17 protein-coding genes and 1 riboswitch are annotated in these 17,671 nt (G+C 63.3%); of the genes, 12 read left to right on the top strand and 5 right to left on the bottom strand.

Going from position 1 to position 17,671, the window contains the following annotated elements:
- Positions 1-90: 90 nt before the first annotated feature.
- The 3 genes from ahcY to metK form a co-directional block, all read right to left on the bottom strand.
- Entirely contained in the window at positions 91-1,521 is a 1,431-nt protein-coding gene (gene ahcY, locus FH061_RS09615) for an adenosylhomocysteinase (RefSeq protein ID WP_151635391.1), read from the bottom strand.
- 33 nt (positions 1,522-1,554) lie between these two features.
- A riboswitch (S-adenosyl-L-homocysteine riboswitch) is annotated at positions 1,555-1,633 on the bottom strand.
- A 79-nt stretch (positions 1,634-1,712) separates the two neighbouring features.
- On the bottom strand, positions 1,713-2,666 hold the full coding sequence (locus FH061_RS09610) for a M14 family murein peptide amidase A (RefSeq protein ID WP_151635389.1): 954 nt from the start codon (positions 2,664-2,666) through the stop codon (positions 1,713-1,715).
- A 28-nt stretch (positions 2,667-2,694) separates the two neighbouring features.
- Positions 2,695-3,858 (bottom strand): methionine adenosyltransferase, encoded by a 1,164-nt coding sequence (metK, locus tag FH061_RS09605; RefSeq protein WP_151635387.1) that lies wholly within the window; start codon positions 3,856-3,858, stop codon positions 2,695-2,697.
- A gap of 223 nt (positions 3,859-4,081) precedes the next feature.
- On the opposite strand from metK, the gene FH061_RS09600 reads away from it, so the two are divergent.
- From FH061_RS09600 to FH061_RS09565, 8 genes are all read left to right on the top strand, one after another.
- A complete protein-coding gene (locus FH061_RS09600) occupies positions 4,082-4,933 on the top strand; it encodes a lysophospholipid acyltransferase family protein (RefSeq protein ID WP_151635386.1) in 852 nt (283 codons plus the stop codon).
- Positions 4,933-5,838, top strand: coding sequence for an LpxL/LpxP family acyltransferase (locus tag FH061_RS09595; RefSeq protein WP_151635384.1), 906 nt, complete (start codon positions 4,933-4,935; stop codon positions 5,836-5,838). Before FH061_RS09600 ends, FH061_RS09595 begins: the two co-directional genes overlap by 1 nt.
- 55 nt (positions 5,839-5,893) lie before the next feature.
- The gene (dapF, locus tag FH061_RS09590; RefSeq protein ID WP_151635382.1) at positions 5,894-6,745 is read left to right on the top strand and encodes a diaminopimelate epimerase; all 852 of its coding nucleotides are present in this window, start codon (positions 5,894-5,896) and stop codon (positions 6,743-6,745) included.
- A 206-nt stretch (positions 6,746-6,951) separates the two neighbouring features.
- The gene (locus FH061_RS09585; RefSeq protein ID WP_151635380.1) at positions 6,952-7,620 is read left to right on the top strand and encodes a DUF484 family protein; all 669 of its coding nucleotides are present in this window, start codon (positions 6,952-6,954) and stop codon (positions 7,618-7,620) included.
- A gap of 19 nt (positions 7,621-7,639) precedes the next feature.
- The gene (locus FH061_RS09580) at positions 7,640-8,608 is read left to right on the top strand and encodes a tyrosine recombinase XerC (protein WP_151635378.1); all 969 of its coding nucleotides are present in this window, start codon (positions 7,640-7,642) and stop codon (positions 8,606-8,608) included.
- A gap of 78 nt (positions 8,609-8,686) precedes the next feature.
- Positions 8,687-9,889 (top strand): class I SAM-dependent rRNA methyltransferase, encoded by a 1,203-nt coding sequence (locus tag FH061_RS09575; RefSeq protein WP_151635376.1) that lies wholly within the window; start codon positions 8,687-8,689, stop codon positions 9,887-9,889.
- 327 nt (positions 9,890-10,216) lie between these two features.
- Positions 10,217-10,711, top strand: a complete 495-nt coding sequence (locus FH061_RS09570; protein ID WP_151635374.1) for a Fur family transcriptional regulator — start codon at positions 10,217-10,219, stop codon at positions 10,709-10,711.
- 20 nt (positions 10,712-10,731) lie between these two features.
- Entirely contained in the window at positions 10,732-11,790 is a 1,059-nt protein-coding gene (locus tag FH061_RS09565; RefSeq protein WP_151635372.1) for a CobW family GTP-binding protein, read from the top strand.
- Between the two features lie 279 nt (positions 11,791-12,069).
- Here the strand turns inward: FH061_RS09565 and FH061_RS09560 are convergent, their stop codons facing one another.
- Positions 12,070-12,381 (bottom strand): hypothetical protein, encoded by a 312-nt coding sequence (locus FH061_RS09560; protein WP_151635370.1) that lies wholly within the window; start codon positions 12,379-12,381, stop codon positions 12,070-12,072.
- Positions 12,382-12,409: 28 nt separating this feature from the next.
- Here FH061_RS09560 and dksA point away from each other — a divergent pair, with 28 nt between their 5' ends.
- From dksA to FH061_RS09545, 3 genes are all read left to right on the top strand, one after another.
- Positions 12,410-12,904, top strand: coding sequence for an RNA polymerase-binding protein DksA (gene dksA / locus FH061_RS09555; protein WP_192804995.1), 495 nt, complete (start codon positions 12,410-12,412; stop codon positions 12,902-12,904).
- 439 nt (positions 12,905-13,343) lie between these two features.
- Positions 13,344-13,688: a hypothetical protein gene (locus FH061_RS09550; RefSeq protein ID WP_151635368.1), complete on the top strand. Its 345-nt coding sequence runs from the start codon at positions 13,344-13,346 to the stop codon at positions 13,686-13,688.
- A 131-nt stretch (positions 13,689-13,819) separates the two neighbouring features.
- Positions 13,820-15,826 (top strand): TonB-dependent receptor, encoded by a 2,007-nt coding sequence (locus FH061_RS09545; RefSeq protein WP_151635366.1) that lies wholly within the window; start codon positions 13,820-13,822, stop codon positions 15,824-15,826.
- 139 nt (positions 15,827-15,965) lie between these two features.
- On the opposite strand, the gene FH061_RS30930 is transcribed toward FH061_RS09545, so the two are convergent.
- Positions 15,966-16,349: a hypothetical protein gene (locus tag FH061_RS30930; protein WP_225984567.1), complete on the bottom strand. Its 384-nt coding sequence runs from the start codon at positions 16,347-16,349 to the stop codon at positions 15,966-15,968.
- Here FH061_RS30930 and FH061_RS09540 point away from each other — a divergent pair.
- On the top strand, positions 16,342-17,601 hold the full coding sequence (locus FH061_RS09540; protein WP_225984566.1) for an STAS domain-containing protein: 1,260 nt from the start codon (positions 16,342-16,344) through the stop codon (positions 17,599-17,601). The genes FH061_RS30930 and FH061_RS09540 overlap by 8 nt on opposite strands.
- Positions 17,602-17,671 lie beyond the last annotated feature (70 nt).

The raw sequence follows: 17,671 nt of genomic DNA, 5'->3' as shown, positions 1-17,671 counted from the left end.
AAAGCTTTCGCTGAACATTCCTCTCCCGCCTCACGTCACATCCCGGCTTGCGGCCGGAATGTGACGTGCGCGCTTCTTTAATAACGCATCTTAATAACGGTAGTGATCCGGCTTGTACGGGCCGGTCTTCTTCACGCCGATATAGCTGGCCTGCTCTTCCGTCAGTTCGGTCAGTTTCGCATTGAGCTTCTTGAGCTGCAGGCGCGCGACTTTCTCGTCCAGATGCTTGGGCAGCGTGTAGACGCCGACCGGATAGGCCGCGGTATTGCTGAACAGCTCGATCTGGGCGATGGTCTGGTTGGCGAACGAGGAGCTCATCACGTAGGACGGATGGCCGGTGCCGCAGCCGAGATTGACCAGGCGGCCTTCGGCCAGCAGGATGATGCGCTTGCCGTCGGGGAAAATCACATGGTCGACCTGCGGCTTGATGTTTTCCCAGGTGTACTGCTTCAATGCGGCGACTTCGATCTCGTTGTCGAAATGGCCGATGTTGCAGACGATCGCCTGGTCCTTCATCTTCTTCATGTGCTCATGGGTGATCACATGGTAGTTGCCGGTGGCGGTGACGAAGATGTCGCCGTGCTCGGCGGCGTAATCCATGGTGACGACGCGGTAGCCTTCCATGGCGGCCTGCAGTGCGCAGATCGGATCGATCTCGGTGACCCAGACTTGCGCCGACAGGGCGCGCAGTGCCTGCGCCGAGCCCTTGCCGACGTCGCCGTAGCCGCAGACCACGGCGATCTTGCCGGCCACCATCACGTCGGTGGCGCGCTTGATGCCGTCGACCAGCGATTCGCGGCAGCCGTACAGGTTGTCGAACTTGGACTTGGTGACGGAATCGTTGACGTTGATCGCGGGGAAGGCCAGCTTGCCTTCCTTGTGCATCTGGTACAGGCGATGCACGCCGGTCGTGGTTTCCTCTGTCACGCCCTTGATCTTGCCAAGGCGTGTCGAATACCAGGTCGGGTCGGCCGCCAGCTTTTTCTTGATGGAATTGAACAGGCAGACGGCCTCTTCCGAATCCGGCTTGTCGAGCACGCTGATGTCCTTCTCGGCGCGGGTGCCCAGATGCAGCAGCAGCGTGGCATCGCCGCCATCGTCGAGGATCATGTTGGAATACTCGCCGTTCGGCCATTCAAAGATGCGGTGGGTGAAGTCCCAGTACTCATCCAGGTTCTCCCCCTTGAAGGCGAAGACCGGCGTGCCGTTGGCGGCGATCGCGGCCGCCGCGTGATCCTGGGTGGAGTAGATGTTGCAGGACGCCCAGCGCACGCGCGCGCCCAGCGCTTCCAGCGTCTGGATCAGCACCGCGGTCTGGATGGTCATGTGCAGGGAGCCGGTGATCAGCGCGCCCTTGAGCGGCTGGGATGCGGCGAACTCCTCGCGGATGGCCATCAGGCCGGGCATTTCCGTTTCGGCGATCTTGATCTCTTTGCGGCCCCAGTCGGCGAGACTGAGATCGGCAACGAAGTAGTCCTGCTGGGAACCTTGGGATTGGGTGTTCGAGATAACGGCGCTCATCACGCCCTCCTTTCCTGTTGAAGATAGAAAAAAGTAACGTGAGCGCCGTTGCGAAAAAGATATCCAAGCCTGACACGATGTCGGAAACACCGTGCTGCAACGCTCCTTGGAGCCGAGATTATACCGCAGGAGTCGATGCCGGATGGCGGAAAACCGCGCGGGCCGCCATCGATATTGGCATCAATTCGGCATCAATGCTCGGCCAGCGCCTTCTGCGATCCTTGCTGCGCCGGCGACGCTGCGCGCGTTTTCTGCGGCGGCACGCTGCCGCCTATCCATGCCAGCATGTCGGTCCAGATGCGGCGCGCCTCGTCGGCTTTCGGCATGGTCAGCGCACTCGGCAGTTCGATGGTGATGACCGGCACGTTCTTGTGGGTGCCGCCGTAGTTGCCCAGCGATCCGGGATACACGCCGACACGGTTGAAATACAGTCTTCCGAAGCTGCGCGGCGCCTTGGCCGGTCCGTCCAGATCGAGGACGCCGAATGGCGCATGCACGGAAATGATGACATCCGGCCGGAAGCGCTCGATCTCCTGATCGAGCCAGCGCGTTTCCGGTTCCGACAGCGGAGACTGGCCGGGAAAGCGGCGCGGATCGCTGCCGGTGGTCTTGATCCAGTAATGCCGGGCGTCTTTCTCCCACCCCGGCGTCGGGAAATTGCGATTCAGATCCACGCCGTTGGCATTGACCCGCTGCGGCTTCGGCGCGAGCAGGCCATCGGGATTCACGAGCGGCACCACATGCCAGTGCATCGTCTGCGCCTCCGGCATGGACAGCCACTTCATCCACTGGAAAACAATCGCCGAGGCAGTCAGTTCATCGCCATGGATGCCGCCCAGAAGCAGCACGCGCCTGGCGTCGGCCGGCTTGCCGGCTTTCGCCGGCACGGTACGCATGAGTATGGGAATGCCCTTGCGGGAAGCGGCGCCGGTGGGCTGCAGCGCGCTCGCCCGGCAATCGGCGACAGTGACGCCGGGCAGGCGCGGCGTCACCTTCTCGCACCAGTCCTGCCTGGCGGGCGAGGGCTTTGCCGGTCCTTCGCTCCTGGCATGGACCGGGAGCGGAAGGCATGCGGCAACGGCTAACGCAGCAGCGGCATTGCGGAGTCGCCGCGATTTCGACAGCCGGTCCGGAGGCTGCTGCATGAAAGGCGATCCCCGTGCGCCTGGAGACTCAGAGTCCGGCCGCCGCCCGCAGGGCTGCCGCCTTGTCGGTACGTTCCCAGGAGAACTCCGGCTCTTCGCGGCCGAAGTGTCCGTAGGCTGCCGTCTTGGCATAGATCGGACGCAGCAGATCGAGCATCTGCACGATGCCCTTGGGCCGCAGGTCGAACAGTTCCTGCACCAGTTGCGCCAGCTGCTCGTCGCTGACCTTGCCGGTGCCGAAGGTGGTCACCATTACCGAGGTCGGCTTGGCGATGCCGATCGCATACGACACCTGGATCTGGCAGCGCTTGGCGAGGCCGGCGGCGACGATGTTCTTCGCCACGTAGCGGCCGGCATAGGCCGCCGAGCGGTCGACCTTGGACGGATCCTTGCCGGAAAACGCGCCGCCGCCGTGGGGCGCCGCGCCGCCGTAGGTGTCGACGATGATCTTGCGGCCGGTCAGGCCGCAGTCGCCCTGCGGTCCGCCGATGACGAAGCGGCCGGTGGGATTGATCAGGAAACGGGTATTCTTCAGCCACTCCTGCGGCACGACCGGCCTGATGATTTCCTCGATCGCCGCTTCCTCGATGGTCTTGTGTTCGATCTCGGGCGCATGCTGGGTCGACAGCACGATGGTGTCGATGGCAACCGGCACGCCATCCACATAGCGCAGCGTGACCTGGGATTTGGCGTCGGGACGCAGCCATGGCAGGCGGCCGTCCTTGCGCAGCTGCGACTGGCGCTCGACGATGCGGTGCGAATAGTAGATGGCCGCGGGCATCAGTTCCGGCGTCTCGTCGCAGGCATAGCCGAACATCAGGCCCTGGTCGCCGGCGCCCTGGTCGAGGTCGATGCCCTTGCCCTCATCGACGCCCTGCGCGATGTCGGGCGACTGCTTGTCGTAGCAGACCATGACCGCGCAGCTCTTGTAATCGATGCCGTAGTCGGCATTGTCGTAGCCGATGCGCTTGATGGTGTCGCGCGCGACACTGATGTAATCGACGTTGGCGTGGGTGGTGATTTCGCCGGCAAGGACGACCAGGCCGGTGTTGCACAGTGTCTCTGCCGCAACACGCGCTTTCGGATCCTGAGTCAGGATTGCGTCGAGAATGGAATCGGAGATCTGGTCGGCGACCTTGTCCGGGTGACCTTCGGAAACCGATTCCGAAGTAAAGAGATATTCATTTGCCATCGCAGGCTTCCTATTGAGTAGTTGCTTCGACCATGTCGCGGCCAAACCACCGAGCCTGCGACGCTTTAGCGAAATTTTTAGGCCGCCTCGCAAGTTGTCTATTAACTCGGCGGTGCCGCACGGTTATTCCCAACTGAAACAGTTTGCACGGGAATGGATCGCACAGCGTTGTGATATTTTACGCGTCTGGAAAAAAATCACAAATTTTCTCTCGCTCCATTTGATGCTTGTCGCCCTCTTCCGCCTGCTTTCCAGGCTGCCGCTGCCCGTCCTGCATGCCATCGGCGCGGTGCTCGGCCGGCTGGTGTACCTTGCCTCGCCTTCCTATCGCCGGCGGCTGAGAAGCAATATCGAGGCTGCCGGCTTCGGTTCGCACCTGAACGCGGCGGTGCGCGAAGCCGGCAAGAACGTACTCGAGCTGCCTTTCGTCTGGTGCGCGCCGCAACGGAAAGTCATTGACAGCACGCGCATCGAGAACTGGGAACTGGTGCAGGCGGCCTTCGATGCCGGCAAGGGTGTCGTGTTTCTGACTCCGCATCTCGGCTGCTTCGAAATCACCGCGCAGATTGTTGCAAGCAGGACACCCCTGACCGTACTGTACCGTCCGCCCAGGAAGCAGGCGCTCAAGCCGCTGATCGAGGGCGCGCGGGCGCGCGGCGACCTGCGGCTGGCGCCGGCCAACCTGTCGGGCGTGCGCATGCTGCTCAAGGCGCTGCGGCAGTGTCAGCCGGTGGGCGTGCTGCCCGACCAGGTTCCGCAGAACGGCGAAGGCGTGTGGGCGCCGTTTTTCGGCCGCCGTGCCTATACCATGACGCTTCCCGGCAAGCTGCATCAGCTGTCCGGCGCCCCCATCATCCTGACTTATGCGGAACGCCTGCCGCGCGGCGCCGGTTTCGTGCTGCGCTTCGTCGCCTTCGACCAGGCGCTCGGCGAGACGCCCGAACAGCAGGCGCGCGCCATCAATGCCGCGATGGAGCAGCTGATCGCACGCTGCCCCTCCCAATATTTCTGGAGCTACAACCGGTACAAGGTGCCGCCCGGCGTTCCAGCGCCCGTTCAGCAGGAAACCGCTTGATGAAATTATTGCTTGGATTGATGTGGCTGCTGCACTGGCTGCCGCTGCCCATACTTGGCCGCCTCGGCGAGGCGGTCGGCAGCCTGCTGTTCATGATCATGAAGCCGCGCCGCGATATCACGCTGACCAACCTGCGTCTGTGCATGCCGCAGCTGTCCGAGGCCGAACGGCGCTCGCTCGCACGCAGGCACTTCCAGAACTACGCGCGCAGCGTGCTGGAGCGCGCCCTGCTGTGGTGGGCGCCGCGGCAGCGCCTCGAGCGCCTGATCGTGGTGGAACCGGCCATGCCCGTCGCCGAAATGACGGCGGGCCCGACCATCCTGCTCTGTCCGCATTTCGTCTGCCTCGATGTGGCCGGCCTGGCGGTGATGCTGGAGGGCCCGACCGCCTGCTCGATCTATACCCGGCAGCAGAACGAAGTGTTCGACCAGGCGCTGCGCAAGGGCCGCACGCGCTTCAATGCGGATATCAAGCTGTTTTCCCGCGGCGAGGGGGTCAAGCCCATCATCCGCGCGCTGCGCCAGGGCATGCCCTTCTTCATGCTGCCCGACATGGACTTCGGCGAGAAGGACGCGGAGTTCGTCCCCTTCTTCGGCATTCCCGCCGCCACCCTGACCGCGCCCGCGCGCATTGCCTCGGCGACCGGCGCGAAGGTGATCCCGGTCATCGCCACCTATCTGCCGAATTACCGGGGCTGGAGGGTGCGGTTCTATCCCGCCTGGGAAAATTATCCGGGCGGCGACATGGTAGAGGCGACGCGCCGGATGAATGCCTTCATCGAGGAACGCATCCTGGAAGCCCCTTCCGAATATTTCTGGGCGCACAAGCGATTCAAGACGCGCCCGCCCGGCGTGCCCGGCGTCTATGCCAAGGGCGGTGCGGACCAGCTGCCGCTGGAGTCCTGAGCGCCTTTGCACCGTTGGGCCCGACCGCTTGTCCAGATTATCTATAATCGAAGCCATGAAACTCAAATTCACCAAAATGCACGGCGCCGGCAACGACTTCGTTGTGATCGACGCCATCAGCCAGCGCATCGACTTCACCCCGGAGCAATGGAAGGCGCTGGCCGACCGCCGCTTCGGTGTCGGCGCCGACCAGATGCTGGTGGTTGAAAAGCCACAGTCCCCCGGCGTCGATTTCCGTTATCGCATCTACAACGCCGACGGCGGCGAAGTGGAACAGTGCGGCAACGGCGCGCGCGCCTTCGTCCGCTTCGTCACCGAGAAGGGCTTGACGAAAAAGCAGGCAATCAAGGTGGAAACCATGTCCGGCATCATCGAGCCGACACTCGAAGCCGACGGCGGCATCACGGTCGACATGGGCGCGCCCATTCTCGAACCGGAACGCGTTCCGTTCGATGCCGGCGGCCTGCAGGGACGGCAGATGCACCAGGATCTTTTGTGGCCGCTGGACGTCAACGGCGGCACGCGCTGGATATCGGTGGCATCCATGGGCAATCCGCACGCGGTGCAGGTGGTCGACGATGTCGAGGCCGCGCCGGTGCACCAGGAGGGCCCGCTGATCGAGCGCCATGCCCGCTTTCCGAAACGGGTCAATGCCGGCTTCATGCAGATCCTCGACCGCCACGCGGTCAAGCTGCGCGTCTACGAGCGCGGCGCCGGGGAAACGCTGGCTTGCGGCACCGGCGCCTGCGCCGCCGTCGTCGCCGGCATCCGGCGCGGACTGCTCGACTCGCCGGTCAGGGTCGCGACCCGCGGCGGCGATTTGCTGATCGCCTGGCAAGGCGAAGGCAGGCCGGTGATGATGACCGGCCCCGCCGTCACCGTTTTCGAAGGCGAAATCGACATCTGAGCCGCCAGGGCTGTTTCGCCTTGACCGGCTTAGTCAACGTCGAGGCAGATTGCCGCCCCGGCTATTAGAATCCGGCAACCCGCGGCCCGTCTTTCCGCCGGGTTGTCGGGTAAAATCACGGCTCGATCCTTGGCCGGCATGCATGCCGTTGCGAAACCTTCCGGCTGTTGAATGCTGCGACCATCACAGAACTTCCCTCCCCTCCTATGACCTACGAACTGGATTCCAACGCCGTCGCCAATTTCCTGTCCGACAATCCGCGTTTCTTCGAAGAGCACAGCGAACTGCTTTCCCGCGTCAAGCTGACCAGCCCGGTGGCCGGCCGGGCCGTCTCGCTGCAGGAGCGCCAGATGGAAGTGCTGCGCGAAAAGATCAAGGTGCATGAACTGCGTCTGTCGGAATTGCTGCGCATCGCCGAGGAAAACGATGCGATCACGCAAAAGTTTCTGCAATGGACCCGCTCGCTGCTGCTGGCACGCAACGATGTCGACATGCCGCATACCCTGGTGAGCGGGCTGCAGGCCACCTTTTCGGTGCCGCAGGCGACCCTGCGCATCTGGGGCGTGGCGGAAGACTATGCGCATACCTGGTTTGCGGCGGAGGTGTCGGAAGATGCCAAGATTTTCGGCAACGGCCTGACCGCTCCCTACTGCGGCGCCAATCAGGACTTCGAAGCGGCTTCCTGGCTGGAAGACCCCGCTTCCGTACAGTCGATCGCCATGCTGCCGCTGCGCGTCGGCGGCGCGCCGGAAGCCTTTGGCCTGCTGGTGCTCGGCTCGGCGGATCCGCAGCGCTTCACCGCCGACATGGCCACCGACTACCTGACCAAGATCGGTGAAATCGCCAGCGCGGCGATGAACTGCCTGCTCGACTGACCGCGAACGACCGCGTACCGTGAATTCCGAGATCAACCGGGCTCGCCTCGCCGCCTATCTCGACCATCTGGAAAAGCAGCGCAAGCTGGCGCCGCATACCGTCACCAGTTACCGCCATGACTTGCGGCTGCTGGCCGGGATGGTCGACAAGCTGCCCGGCGCGCCGCCCATGTCGGAAGTCGGGCATTTTCATATCCGCAAGTTCGCCTCCCAGCTGCATGCACAGGGCCTGAACCCGCGCTCCATCGCGCGCAAGCTGTCCGCATGGCGCGGTTTTTTCGAGTGGCTGTCGGACCAGGAGCCGCTGCCGGCCAATCCGGTGGACGGCGTCAAGGCGCCCAAGCGCAGCAAGCCGCTGCCGAAAGCCTTGTCGGCCGACGACGCGATCCGCGTGGTCGCCGAAAGCACGCCGGGACGCGATGCGCAGTCGCCCACCCAGCTGTGCAACCGCGCCATGTTCGAACTGCTGTATTCGAGCGGATTGCGGGTATCGGAACTGACCTCCCTCGACCTGCGCTTCGTGCGCGAAGGCGAGTATCAATCCGCCGGCTGGATCGATTTTGCCGAAGCCGAAGTCAACGTGACCGGCAAGGGCAGCAAGCAGCGCAAGGTGCCGATCGGCAAGCCTGCGCTGGAAGCCCTGCGCGCCTGGGTTGCCGTACGCGGCTCGCTGGTCAGGCTGGACCCGCATCCGCTGTTCCTGACCGAGCGCGGCAAGCGGGTGACGCCCGGCATCGTGCAATTCCGGCTGAAGAAGCATGCGCAGGCACTTGGCATTCCCGCCAACGTCCATCCGCACGTATTGCGCCATTCCTTCGCGTCGCACGTGCTGCAATCGTCAGGCGACCTGAGGGCCGTGCAGGAAATGCTCGGCCATGCGTCGATCGCCGCTACCCAGGTCTATACCTCGCTCGACTTCCAGCGCCTTGCCGCGGTCTACGATGCGGCCCATCCCCGCGCCAAGAAGAAAGCCGATACGGAGGGCTGATCCCGTCGCCATGGCGACCGCCGCCTCACCTGACCCCGACCCGCGGCAGTCGCCGCAACCATTTTGAACCGACTCCATATGCTGACCATTACCCTTAAACCCGGCAAGGAAAAAAGCCTGCTGCGCCGCCATCCCTGGATTTTCCCGACCGCGATCGACCACATCGAAGGCAGGCCGGACGAGAAGAACAAGCCGGGCGCCACGGCGGTCGTGCAATCGGCGTCGGGCCAGTTCCTGGCGCGCGCCGCCCATAGCCCGAAGTCGCAGATCCGCGCACGCGTCTGGAGCTTCAACGAAAGCGAGCCAATCGATCATGCAATGATCAAGCGCCGCATCAAGAAGGCACTGGCCCATCGCATGAGCATGGTGAGGGACACGGATGCGATCCGCCTCATCTTCGGCGAGGCCGACGGCTTTCCGGGCCTGGTGGTGGACTGGTACGCCGGCAGGACAGGCCATTTGGTGTGCCAGTTCCAGTCGGCCGGCGTCGAGGCATGGAAGGCGCCGATCGTGCAGGCGCTGATCGCCGAGACCGGCTGCCCCAACGTCTATGAACGATCCGATGCCTCGGTGCGCGAACGCGAAGGCATGCCGCTTGTGACCGGCACGCTGGCCGGCGATGAACCGGGACCGGAAACCCTGGTGGCCGAGAACGGCGTGCGCTACGCGGTCGACATCAAGACCGGCCACAAGACCGGTTTCTACGTCGACCAGCGCGACAACCGGCGACTCGTCATGGAACACGCGGCCGGGCGCGAGGTGCTGAACTGCTTCTGCTATACCGGCGGCTTTTCGCTGGCGGCGCTCAAGGGCGGCGCGGCCGGCGTGACGTCGATCGACTCGTCCGGCGAAGCGCTGGCGATCGGCCGGCGCAACGTCGAGCTGAACGGCTTCGACGCCGGCCGCGCCGAGTGGCAGGACGCCGATGTCTTCAAGGCCCTGCGCGCCTTTCGCGAACAGAACCGGAGCTTCGACCTGATCGTGCTCGATCCGCCGAAATTCGCATCGTCGCCGGACCATGTGGATCGCGCGGCGCGCGCCTACAAGGACATCAACCTGCTGGGTTTCCAGCTGCTGCGCGAAGGCGGCCTGCTGTTCACCTATTCCTGTTCCGGGGCCATCAGCGCCGACCTGTTCCAGAAAATCGTGGCCGGCGCCGCCAATGACGCGAAAGTGGATGCCCGGATCCTGAAACGCTTATCGGCCGGCGTCGACCATCCGATGACCACCAGCTTTCCCGAAGGCGAGTACCTGAAAGGCTTGCTGCTGCAGAAAGCGTAATGCCAATCCCAAGTCGTAACGTGCCATGAGATCGATGGATGTTTTCGACTGACGAGGCCGATGCGCATTGTCAGGAATCCATAGCGGGCGATGGATGACGAGTGCAGCGCGGCCGGACGGAAAAAGACGCGATCTCATGCTTCATGGAATGACTTGGGATTGGTATAAGGTCAGGCCGCACTGCCGCCACGGCGCCCGCGACAATTTCTGCAACTCGATTGCAAATTGCGTCATAATTTTCATTCCGGGACCGATGAGCGGCTCCGGCGCTGCGCATGCCGATGCATGCCAGGCATCTTCCACTCTTACCCGGTCTTGTTTTGCAGCATGGCAAAGAGCACAAAAGCGAAAATTTCCGCCGGCCCGCCCGCCGATACCGCCGCGCGGGCAGAGGCGCAGTTGCGCCAGGCTTCGGTACGCATCACCGCCGCGCGCGTCAATGTCCTGGCGGCATTGCTGGATGCGCCGCGCGCATTTTCCCACCAGGACATGCAGGATGCGTTCACCGACATGGACCGCGTCACGCTCTACCGCGCGCTCGACTGCCTGATCGATGCCGGCCTGGCGCACAAGATCGCCGGCGACGACCGCGTGTTCCGCTACAGCGCCGGCACCGAGCATGCGGCTTCGCCCGACCCGGAAGTCAGGCACCACCAGCACGGCCATTTCAAATGCACCCGCTGCGCCAAGGTGTTTTGCCTGGACAGCATCGGCGAGGCCGGCCTGCTGCGCGACGCGCTGGAAGAAAGCCTGGGCAAGGGCTTCCAGAGCCATGACATCGAATTCACCATCAAGGGCTGGTGCGCCGACTGCGCCCAATGAAGCATTAAAGGAAACACCCGATGACACTGATCCCCGCCACGATACTGACCGGCTTTCTCGGTGCCGGCAAGACCACCCTGCTCAACCGCATCCTGCGCGAGCCGCATGGTCACAAGATTGCCGTCATTGAAAATGAATTCGGCGAAGAGAACATCGACAATGAAATCCTGGTGCAGGACAGCAAGGAGCAGATTGTCGAAATGAGCAACGGCTGCATCTGCTGCACCGTGCGCGGCGACCTCATCGTCGCGCTCGCCACGCTGGCGCAGAAGCGAGATGCCGGCGAAATCGACTTCGATCATGTGGTCATCGAAACCACCGGCCTGGCCAATCCGGGGCCGGTGGCGCAAACCTTTTTCATGGACGATGAAGTGGCCGCGCATTACCTGCTCGATGCGATCGTCACGGTGGTCGATGCGCGGCATGCGATGTACCAGCTCGACGAGCATGAGGAAGCGCAGCGCCAGGTGGGCTTCGCCGACAAGCTGCTGCTGTCGAAGACCGACCTGGTGGATGAGAATGCAGTGGCGGCGCTCGGCGCGCGCCTGAAGCGCATCAACCCGCGGGCGCCGGTATCGAAGACGGATTTCGGCAAGGTGCCGATCTCGGAAGTGCTCGATCTGCGCGGCTTCAATCTCAACGACAAGCTGGAAATCGATCCGGACTTCCTCTCCGAAGAGGAGCAGGGCCATGACCACGCCCACCATGATCATGACCACGGCTGCGATGAGCATTGCGGCCACGATCATGCGCATCACGACCATCATCATGCGCATCATTCCGACGACATCGCCGCCTTCGTATTCCGCAGCAACCGGCCTTTCAATACCGCCCGCCTGGATGAGTTTCTCGGCGGCGTGGTCCAGGTCTTCGGACCGCGCATGCTTCGCTACAAGGGCGTGCTATGGATGGAGGATGCGGACCGCAAGGTGCTTTTCCAGGGCGTGCATCAAATGATGGGGACCGATATCGGCGCGAAATGGACCGATGGGGAAGTGCGCGGCAGCAAAATGGTTTTCATTGGAAAAAACCTGCCGAAAGACTCCATTTTGCAGGGACTGGAGCAGTGTTTGGTATAAACTGTTGCCGTTTTTGATTTTTATTCATGCAATGAAGATGGTGGTTTGGCAAGATGCAAGGACGTCGTATACCGCTTGATGAAGCCTGAAAATGCCCTCAGGGCAGGCATGACATAGTTCGGGCCGGGGGAGCTGACAGTCGGGCGGTTCACTTAGCGAGGGCAATATGAACGCAACGGTCACCAAGTCCGCCCCGAAACGCAACGCCGTGAAAAGCGCCGATAAAACCGCGGCGCTGGTCCGAACGGCGACCGCCAAGGCGGGCAATCCGGGATCGGTTCAGAACAAGATCGCGCCCAGCCCGGCCTCCAAAAACGCCGCCGCACTCAAATCTGCCGCCGCGGCAACAAAATCGATTGCCAAACCTACCCAAAGCACGGTAAAAAGCAACTTAAAACCTGCTGCGAAGACAGCAGGAATGAAGAATGCCAAGGGGACGATTTCGAAAACGGCAGCACCCACCAGGGCGCAGAAAAAGTCCGTCGCCGACGCGGCCCCGAAAGCGAGCAAGGCAGCAGCAACGGATTTGAAACGGTCGTCGAGTACCTCCGCTTCAAAGGTCGGTTCCAAAGAGACGTCCAGCCCTTCCATGAGCGGTAACAATGCAAGGGATGGATTAATGGATACAATGGAAAAACCCGTAGTTTCGAAAGTAAGCGAAGTGGCTACCAAAACAACTAAACCCACCCCGGCCGTCCAGGATGGCACCCTGTTGACCGAAGAGCAGATCCTTCAGATGAACGAGAAGGACTACATGAACGAGGCGCAGTTGGCCTTCTTCAAGGCGCGCCTGCAGCAGCTTGAGCGCGACTTGCTGAAAAACGCCGGCGAGACCACCGAACATTTGCGCGAAACCGTCCTGGTGCCCGACCCGGCGGACCGGGCGACGATCGAGGAAGAGCACGCGCTCGAACTGCGTACCCGCGACCGCGAGCGCAAGCTGCTCAAGAAGGTGCAGCAGGCCATCGCCAGCATCGATGCCGGCGACTATGGCTGGTGCGAGGAAACCGGCGAGCCGATCGGCATTCCCCGGCTGCTGGCCCGACCGACCGCGACACTGTCGCTCGAAGCGCAGCAGCGCCGCGAACTGAAACAGAAGCTCTACGGCGACTGATCACGGCGCCGCAATATTGCGGCGCCGTCTCCTGTCGCTCGCCCTCCCGCAAGCGTACGATGCCCCGGCTCGTACGCTTGTTTGCTTTTCGCGCTCCCGATGCGATGGGAAGCTTGCATAGCTATATAATGCAACCTGGTTGCACACAAGTGCGCGCCGATAGTCCCGATAGTCCCGATAAGCCCTGATGCCGCATGATGAGAGCGAAGTGTGAGTGGGGTACAGGGAAGAATCGGTTGAATCGGTTTGCCTCGGGTTGCGGGACAAGGCGAGAGAAGCGCCGCGGGCGGGGAGCCCAGCGCCGGACAACGCTGCCATGCGCCCCAGGCAGGTCGAGGCAGGTCGAGGCGACCTTATACCAATCCCCAATGCCGCTCTGATTTCGCTGCATTGATCTGCCGCCGCGCAGGTATGCTCCCGACGTCTTAAAATTCAAATCATGCCGTTCCGATCCTGCCAACACCAAACAAGCGGTGCGCTCGCCTTCCTGCTGGCGATGGCACTCCTGCTTGCGCAATGGTCGGGCCTGGCTCACCGGATCGAGCATGCCCGCCTGCAGGCCGGCATCACGCAGCAGGCGGATTCCCCGGGCGAATCGTCATCCGGGTTTCACCACTCCTGCCTCGCGTTCGATGCGGCCGCCATGGCCGACGGCATACACGCGCTTCCGCTTGCCGCCCCGCTGCTCAATGCCGTGAGGGTGCCGGCATTGCTGGCGGCATTCCGCTCCTGGGATGCGCCGCCCGTCTGCCATTTCTCTTCACGCGCGCCGCCCGCTGCCTGACCATCTGCTTCGATGCCGCGGCGGCGGGTCCGTCGCGCAATGCCGTTGATGCCGCCCAGCCCGTCGCCCAGCCCGGTGCGCCGCGCAGGCGGCTCATTCCTACGCATGTCACCATTCAGCAAGTAACGACCATGGCCATTCAACGCACACTGATGGCAGGCGCCGTATTGTCGGCGCTCGCCTCCCCCACTCTATCCAACGCTCAGACCGCAGACCCGACCCTGCCTGCGGTAACCGTCACCGCGGCACCTTTCGGCAATGAGGAAAGCGCGCAGATTCTCGCGCCTGCCAAGGTATTGACCGGCAACGAACTGCGCAACAAGCTCGGTTCCTCGCTTGGCGAAACGCTATCGCAGGAACTCGGCGTCACGGCATCCGGATTCGGCGCCGGCGCATCCCGCCCCATCATCCGCGGGCTTGAAGGCCCGCGCGTGAAGATTCTGCAGAACGGCATGTCCGTCTCCGACCTTTCCACCCTGTCCAGTGATCACGCTGTCGCCGCGGACGCCGCCACGGCGCGCCAGGTTGAAATCCTGCGCGGTCCCGCCGCGCTGCTTTATGGATCGGGCGCCATCGGCGGCCTGGTCAATGTGGTCAACGACCGCATACCCACCGAGCTGCTGTCCAAGCCGTCCGGTGAAGCGGAGCTGCGTTTCGGCTCGGCGGACCGGGAACGGATGTTCAGCTTTTCGGGAGACGGCGCCGCGGGCAGCATCGGCCTGCATCTCGACGGCAGTGCGCGCAATACCGACGATTACCGCATCCCCGGCCTTGCCGCACCTGGCGATCCGGCATCGGCGTCCGGCCGCCTCCCCTCTTCCTTTACCCGTGCGCGCAGTCTCGGCTTCGGCGCCTCCCATGTCGCCGACTGGGGCTACATCGGCGCATCGGTCGATACCCGCGACGATCGTTACGGCATTCCGACCGATGAGCGTTCCTTCATCGATCTGTCGCAGACGCGCGGCGACATCGCCGCCCACATCAAGCAGCCCTTTGCGGGCATCGAGTCCGCTACCATCAAGCTCGGCACGAGCGATTACAAGCACACCGAAAAGGAAGCGGACGGCACGCCCGCAACCGATTTCGCCAACCGTTCGCACGAGACGCGCTGGGAACTCACGCACCAGCCGATCGCCGGCTGGCGCGGCACCTTCGGCCTGCAGAGCGAATACGCCAAGCTGTCGGCCCTGTCGGCCGAGACCGGGCGTCCCGACACCATTCCGGCGACCAGGTCTTCCTCGTTCGCGGCGTTCCTCGTCGAGGAACGCGATTTCGGCCCGCTGCGCGCCAGCGCGGGCTTGCGCAGCGAGGTGGCGAAACGCCGTCCGGAAGACGAGGCATTCGCCGACCGGCGCTTCCGGCTGAACTCCTATTCGCTCGGCGGCCTGTGGAACTTCGGCCAGGGCTACGGCGCCGGCATCACCTACACCATTGCGCAGCGCGCGCCGGCGGCCGAAGAGTTGTATTCGAACGGCCCGCATGAATCGACGGCCACGTTCGACATCGGCGATGCGGGCCTGGACAAGGAAAAGTCCCGCAATCTGGAACTGACGCTGCAAAAGACCGAAGGCCTGGTGCGCTGGAAAGCCAACCTGTTTGAAAACCGCATCCGCAATTACATCTTCGGGCGCGTCGACGGCACCACCGTCGACGAAGATGGCGCCGCAGACCCGGCAGGCGAGTTCAGGACTCGCTTCTGGGCGCAAGGCAAGGCGACCATCCGCGGCGCGGAAGCGGAAATAAGCTACAACCAGCGTGGCAACGGCCTGTCGCTGCGGGCCTTCGCGGACACCTCGCGCGGCAGGCTCGACGGCGACGGCAATCTGCCGCTGCAGCCGGCGACACGCTACGGCGCCGAAGCCGGCTACCGGCAGGCATCCTGGCGCGGCGGCGTCTCGCTGCTGCGGGCATTGCGGCAGGATCGCCTGGCGGCCTTCGAATCGACGGTCACGCCGGCCTATACGATGCTCAATGCCGATCTGTCGTATACGGTGCGCGGCGGCGCCGCGCAATGGACCTGGTTCGCGCTCGTTCGCAACCTGCTCGACAAGGACATCCGATACTCCACCTCGCTGTTGCGCGATGTCGCCCCGCAGCCGGGCCGCAACCTGATCGTCGGCGTCCGCGCCCGCTTCTAGAAGCGGTTTCGGCAATCTGTCCCGCGCAGGCGCGGCGATGTCCTCTGGTCTGCCGGACAGGATGCACAAGCTTGGCAAGCCGGCCAGGGACTTGACGATAACCTACCTCCGGAAGCGGCAAAAATGTGACAAAAAGTCATCATCTGCCGCTTCCCCGCGACAACTCCGCATGGGGATGTGTTACCTTTACACACTTGTAATTTTCCTCCAGCCGCCCAGGCTGCGGACAGCACCGTTTTCCAGGCAGGGATATCTTGGGTATTTTTTCGCTTTTCGGGAAGAAGGACCGCCAGCCGGCCAAACCGGCTGACAAGGATGCTTCTCGCACAAAGCGCATCCCGGGTTCTTCCGGCAGCACCTCCCCTTCCGCGCCATCTCCGGCATCTTCCGGCTCCTCCAGCTCATCCCATTCGTCCAGCGCCTCTTCCCGCAATACCGGCAAAGGCGTGACGGCGAAGCGCGACACGAATACAGCGTTGGAGACCGCATTGAAGATCGATGCGATTGAAACGGAAATGTCCATCGAATATGTCAACCTGCCCCTCAATCAGCGTTCGCGCGCCAGAACCACATCGTCCGATGCCGCTCCGGTAAAGCCAGGGCCGGAAGTGGAAGCGAAGGCGGCTCCGCACGACGCATCCAGAAAGCCGGCACGCCAGGAAAAGACGGCGGCACCCGCTCCGGCCGCCCCGGCCACCCTGCAGCCGCTCGGTCCGGAAGTCGGCAGCACCACGGAATTCCTGCTCGACGGCCAGACCGCCGTCAGCAATATCGCGACGCCGTCCTCGGAGACGGATGCCGTGATCGAGGAAGCCGCGATCATGTATGCCAACGGCCAGGCCTCGCTCACCACGCAGATGCTGCAGGCGGCGATCGCGTCCGACGATCTCGGCGAGTTGCCGCAGACTGCGTGGCTGATGCTGCTCGACCTGCACCAGATCAGCGGCAGGCAGGCCGAGTTCGAGGAACTCGCCATTGACTATGCGAGCCGCTTCGAGACCTCGCCGCCCGCATGGACGGACAGGCCGTTGCGCAATCAACCCCAGACGACCGCCGCCGCGGCGACGCCGACGGTTCCGTTCTCGGGCAAGCTCGACGGCGGATGCGAGAAGCAGATCGAACGCATCCGGAACCTGGCGGAGCATCACCGCACCCTGCGCCTGGAGTTCGCGAAAGTCACGGCGGTGGATGCCGCCGGCTGCGGACTGCTCCTGGCCACGCTGCGCAAGCTGCAGAAGAGCGGCCACGACCTCGTTCTCGTGGGTGCATCGGAACTGGCTGACCGGATCCGCGCCATCATCGAGGTCGGCCGCCGCGACGATACCGAAGATTGCTGGCTGCTGCTGCTCGAAGTGCTGCAGCTGCTGAACCGGGAAAAGGAATTCGAAGAGCTGAGCATCGATTACTGCGTGACTTTCGAGGTATCGCCGCCGGCCTTCGTTGCACCGTCCGACGGCATTGTGAACGCCCCCGACGAATCATCCGCACCTGTCCGCTCGGAGCATTTCATGATGCCCGCCGTTGTCTCCGGCCAGGTCGATGAGCTCATCGTTGCGATCGCCACTTATTCCGACGAACACGATCCGGCCATCATCGACTGCTCATGCCTCGAACGCATGGATTTCAATGCCGCAAGCCGCCTTCTCACGGGCCTCAGCCCATTCTGCGGCAACGGCAAGGCAATCGAATTCCATCACGTCAATCATCTCGTTGACGTACTGCTGAAGGTAATCGGCCTCAGCGAAATCATCCGCATCACCCCCCGCAGGAACTGATCCGCCGCCTTCTTGCCGCCCTTCAGGCAGCATGTTCCGCCAGCCGGAGTACACTTGTATTCTGGCGTCC

The organism is Noviherbaspirillum aerium, from assembly GCF_008929045.1.
Taxonomy (GTDB): Bacteria; Pseudomonadota; Gammaproteobacteria; order Burkholderiales; family Burkholderiaceae_D; genus Noviherbaspirillum; species Noviherbaspirillum aerium.
This window is presented reverse-complemented; position numbering and strand designations above follow the sequence as displayed.

Bases quoted from the DNA above. Each gene is read 5' to 3' on its own strand.
- FH061_RS09550 (WP_151635368.1), top strand. From the start codon at position 13,344: ATGCCGTTCCGATCCTGCCAACACCAAACAAGCGGTGCGCTCGCCTTC.
- FH061_RS09570 (WP_151635374.1), top strand. From the start codon at position 10,217: ATGGCAAAGAGCACAAAAGCGAAAATTTCCGCCGGCCCGCCCGCCGAT.
- dapF (WP_151635382.1), top strand. From the start codon at position 5,894: ATGAAACTCAAATTCACCAAAATGCACGGCGCCGGCAACGACTTCGTT.
- FH061_RS09565 (WP_151635372.1), top strand. From the start codon at position 10,732: ATGACACTGATCCCCGCCACGATACTGACCGGCTTTCTCGGTGCCGGC.
- FH061_RS09595 (WP_151635384.1), top strand. From the start codon at position 4,933: ATGAAATTATTGCTTGGATTGATGTGGCTGCTGCACTGGCTGCCGCTG.
- FH061_RS09560 (WP_151635370.1), bottom strand. From the start codon at position 12,381: ATGGAAGGGCTGGACGTCTCTTTGGAACCGACCTTTGAAGCGGAGGTA.
- FH061_RS09600 (WP_151635386.1), top strand. From the start codon at position 4,082: ATGCTTGTCGCCCTCTTCCGCCTGCTTTCCAGGCTGCCGCTGCCCGTC.
- FH061_RS09545 (WP_151635366.1), top strand. From the start codon at position 13,820: ATGGCCATTCAACGCACACTGATGGCAGGCGCCGTATTGTCGGCGCTC.
- ahcY (WP_151635391.1), bottom strand. From the start codon at position 1,521: ATGAGCGCCGTTATCTCGAACACCCAATCCCAAGGTTCCCAGCAGGAC.
- FH061_RS09575 (WP_151635376.1), top strand. From the start codon at position 8,687: ATGCTGACCATTACCCTTAAACCCGGCAAGGAAAAAAGCCTGCTGCGC.
- FH061_RS09610 (WP_151635389.1), bottom strand. From the start codon at position 2,666: ATGCAGCAGCCTCCGGACCGGCTGTCGAAATCGCGGCGACTCCGCAAT.
- FH061_RS09540 (WP_225984566.1), top strand. From the start codon at position 16,342: ATGTCCATCGAATATGTCAACCTGCCCCTCAATCAGCGTTCGCGCGCC.
- FH061_RS09585 (WP_151635380.1), top strand. From the start codon at position 6,952: ATGACCTACGAACTGGATTCCAACGCCGTCGCCAATTTCCTGTCCGAC.
- FH061_RS30930 (WP_225984567.1), bottom strand. From the start codon at position 16,349: ATGGACATTTCCGTTTCAATCGCATCGATCTTCAATGCGGTCTCCAAC.
- metK (WP_151635387.1), bottom strand. From the start codon at position 3,858: ATGGCAAATGAATATCTCTTTACTTCGGAATCGGTTTCCGAAGGTCAC.
- dksA (WP_192804995.1), top strand. From the start codon at position 12,410: ATGGATACAATGGAAAAACCCGTAGTTTCGAAAGTAAGCGAAGTGGCT.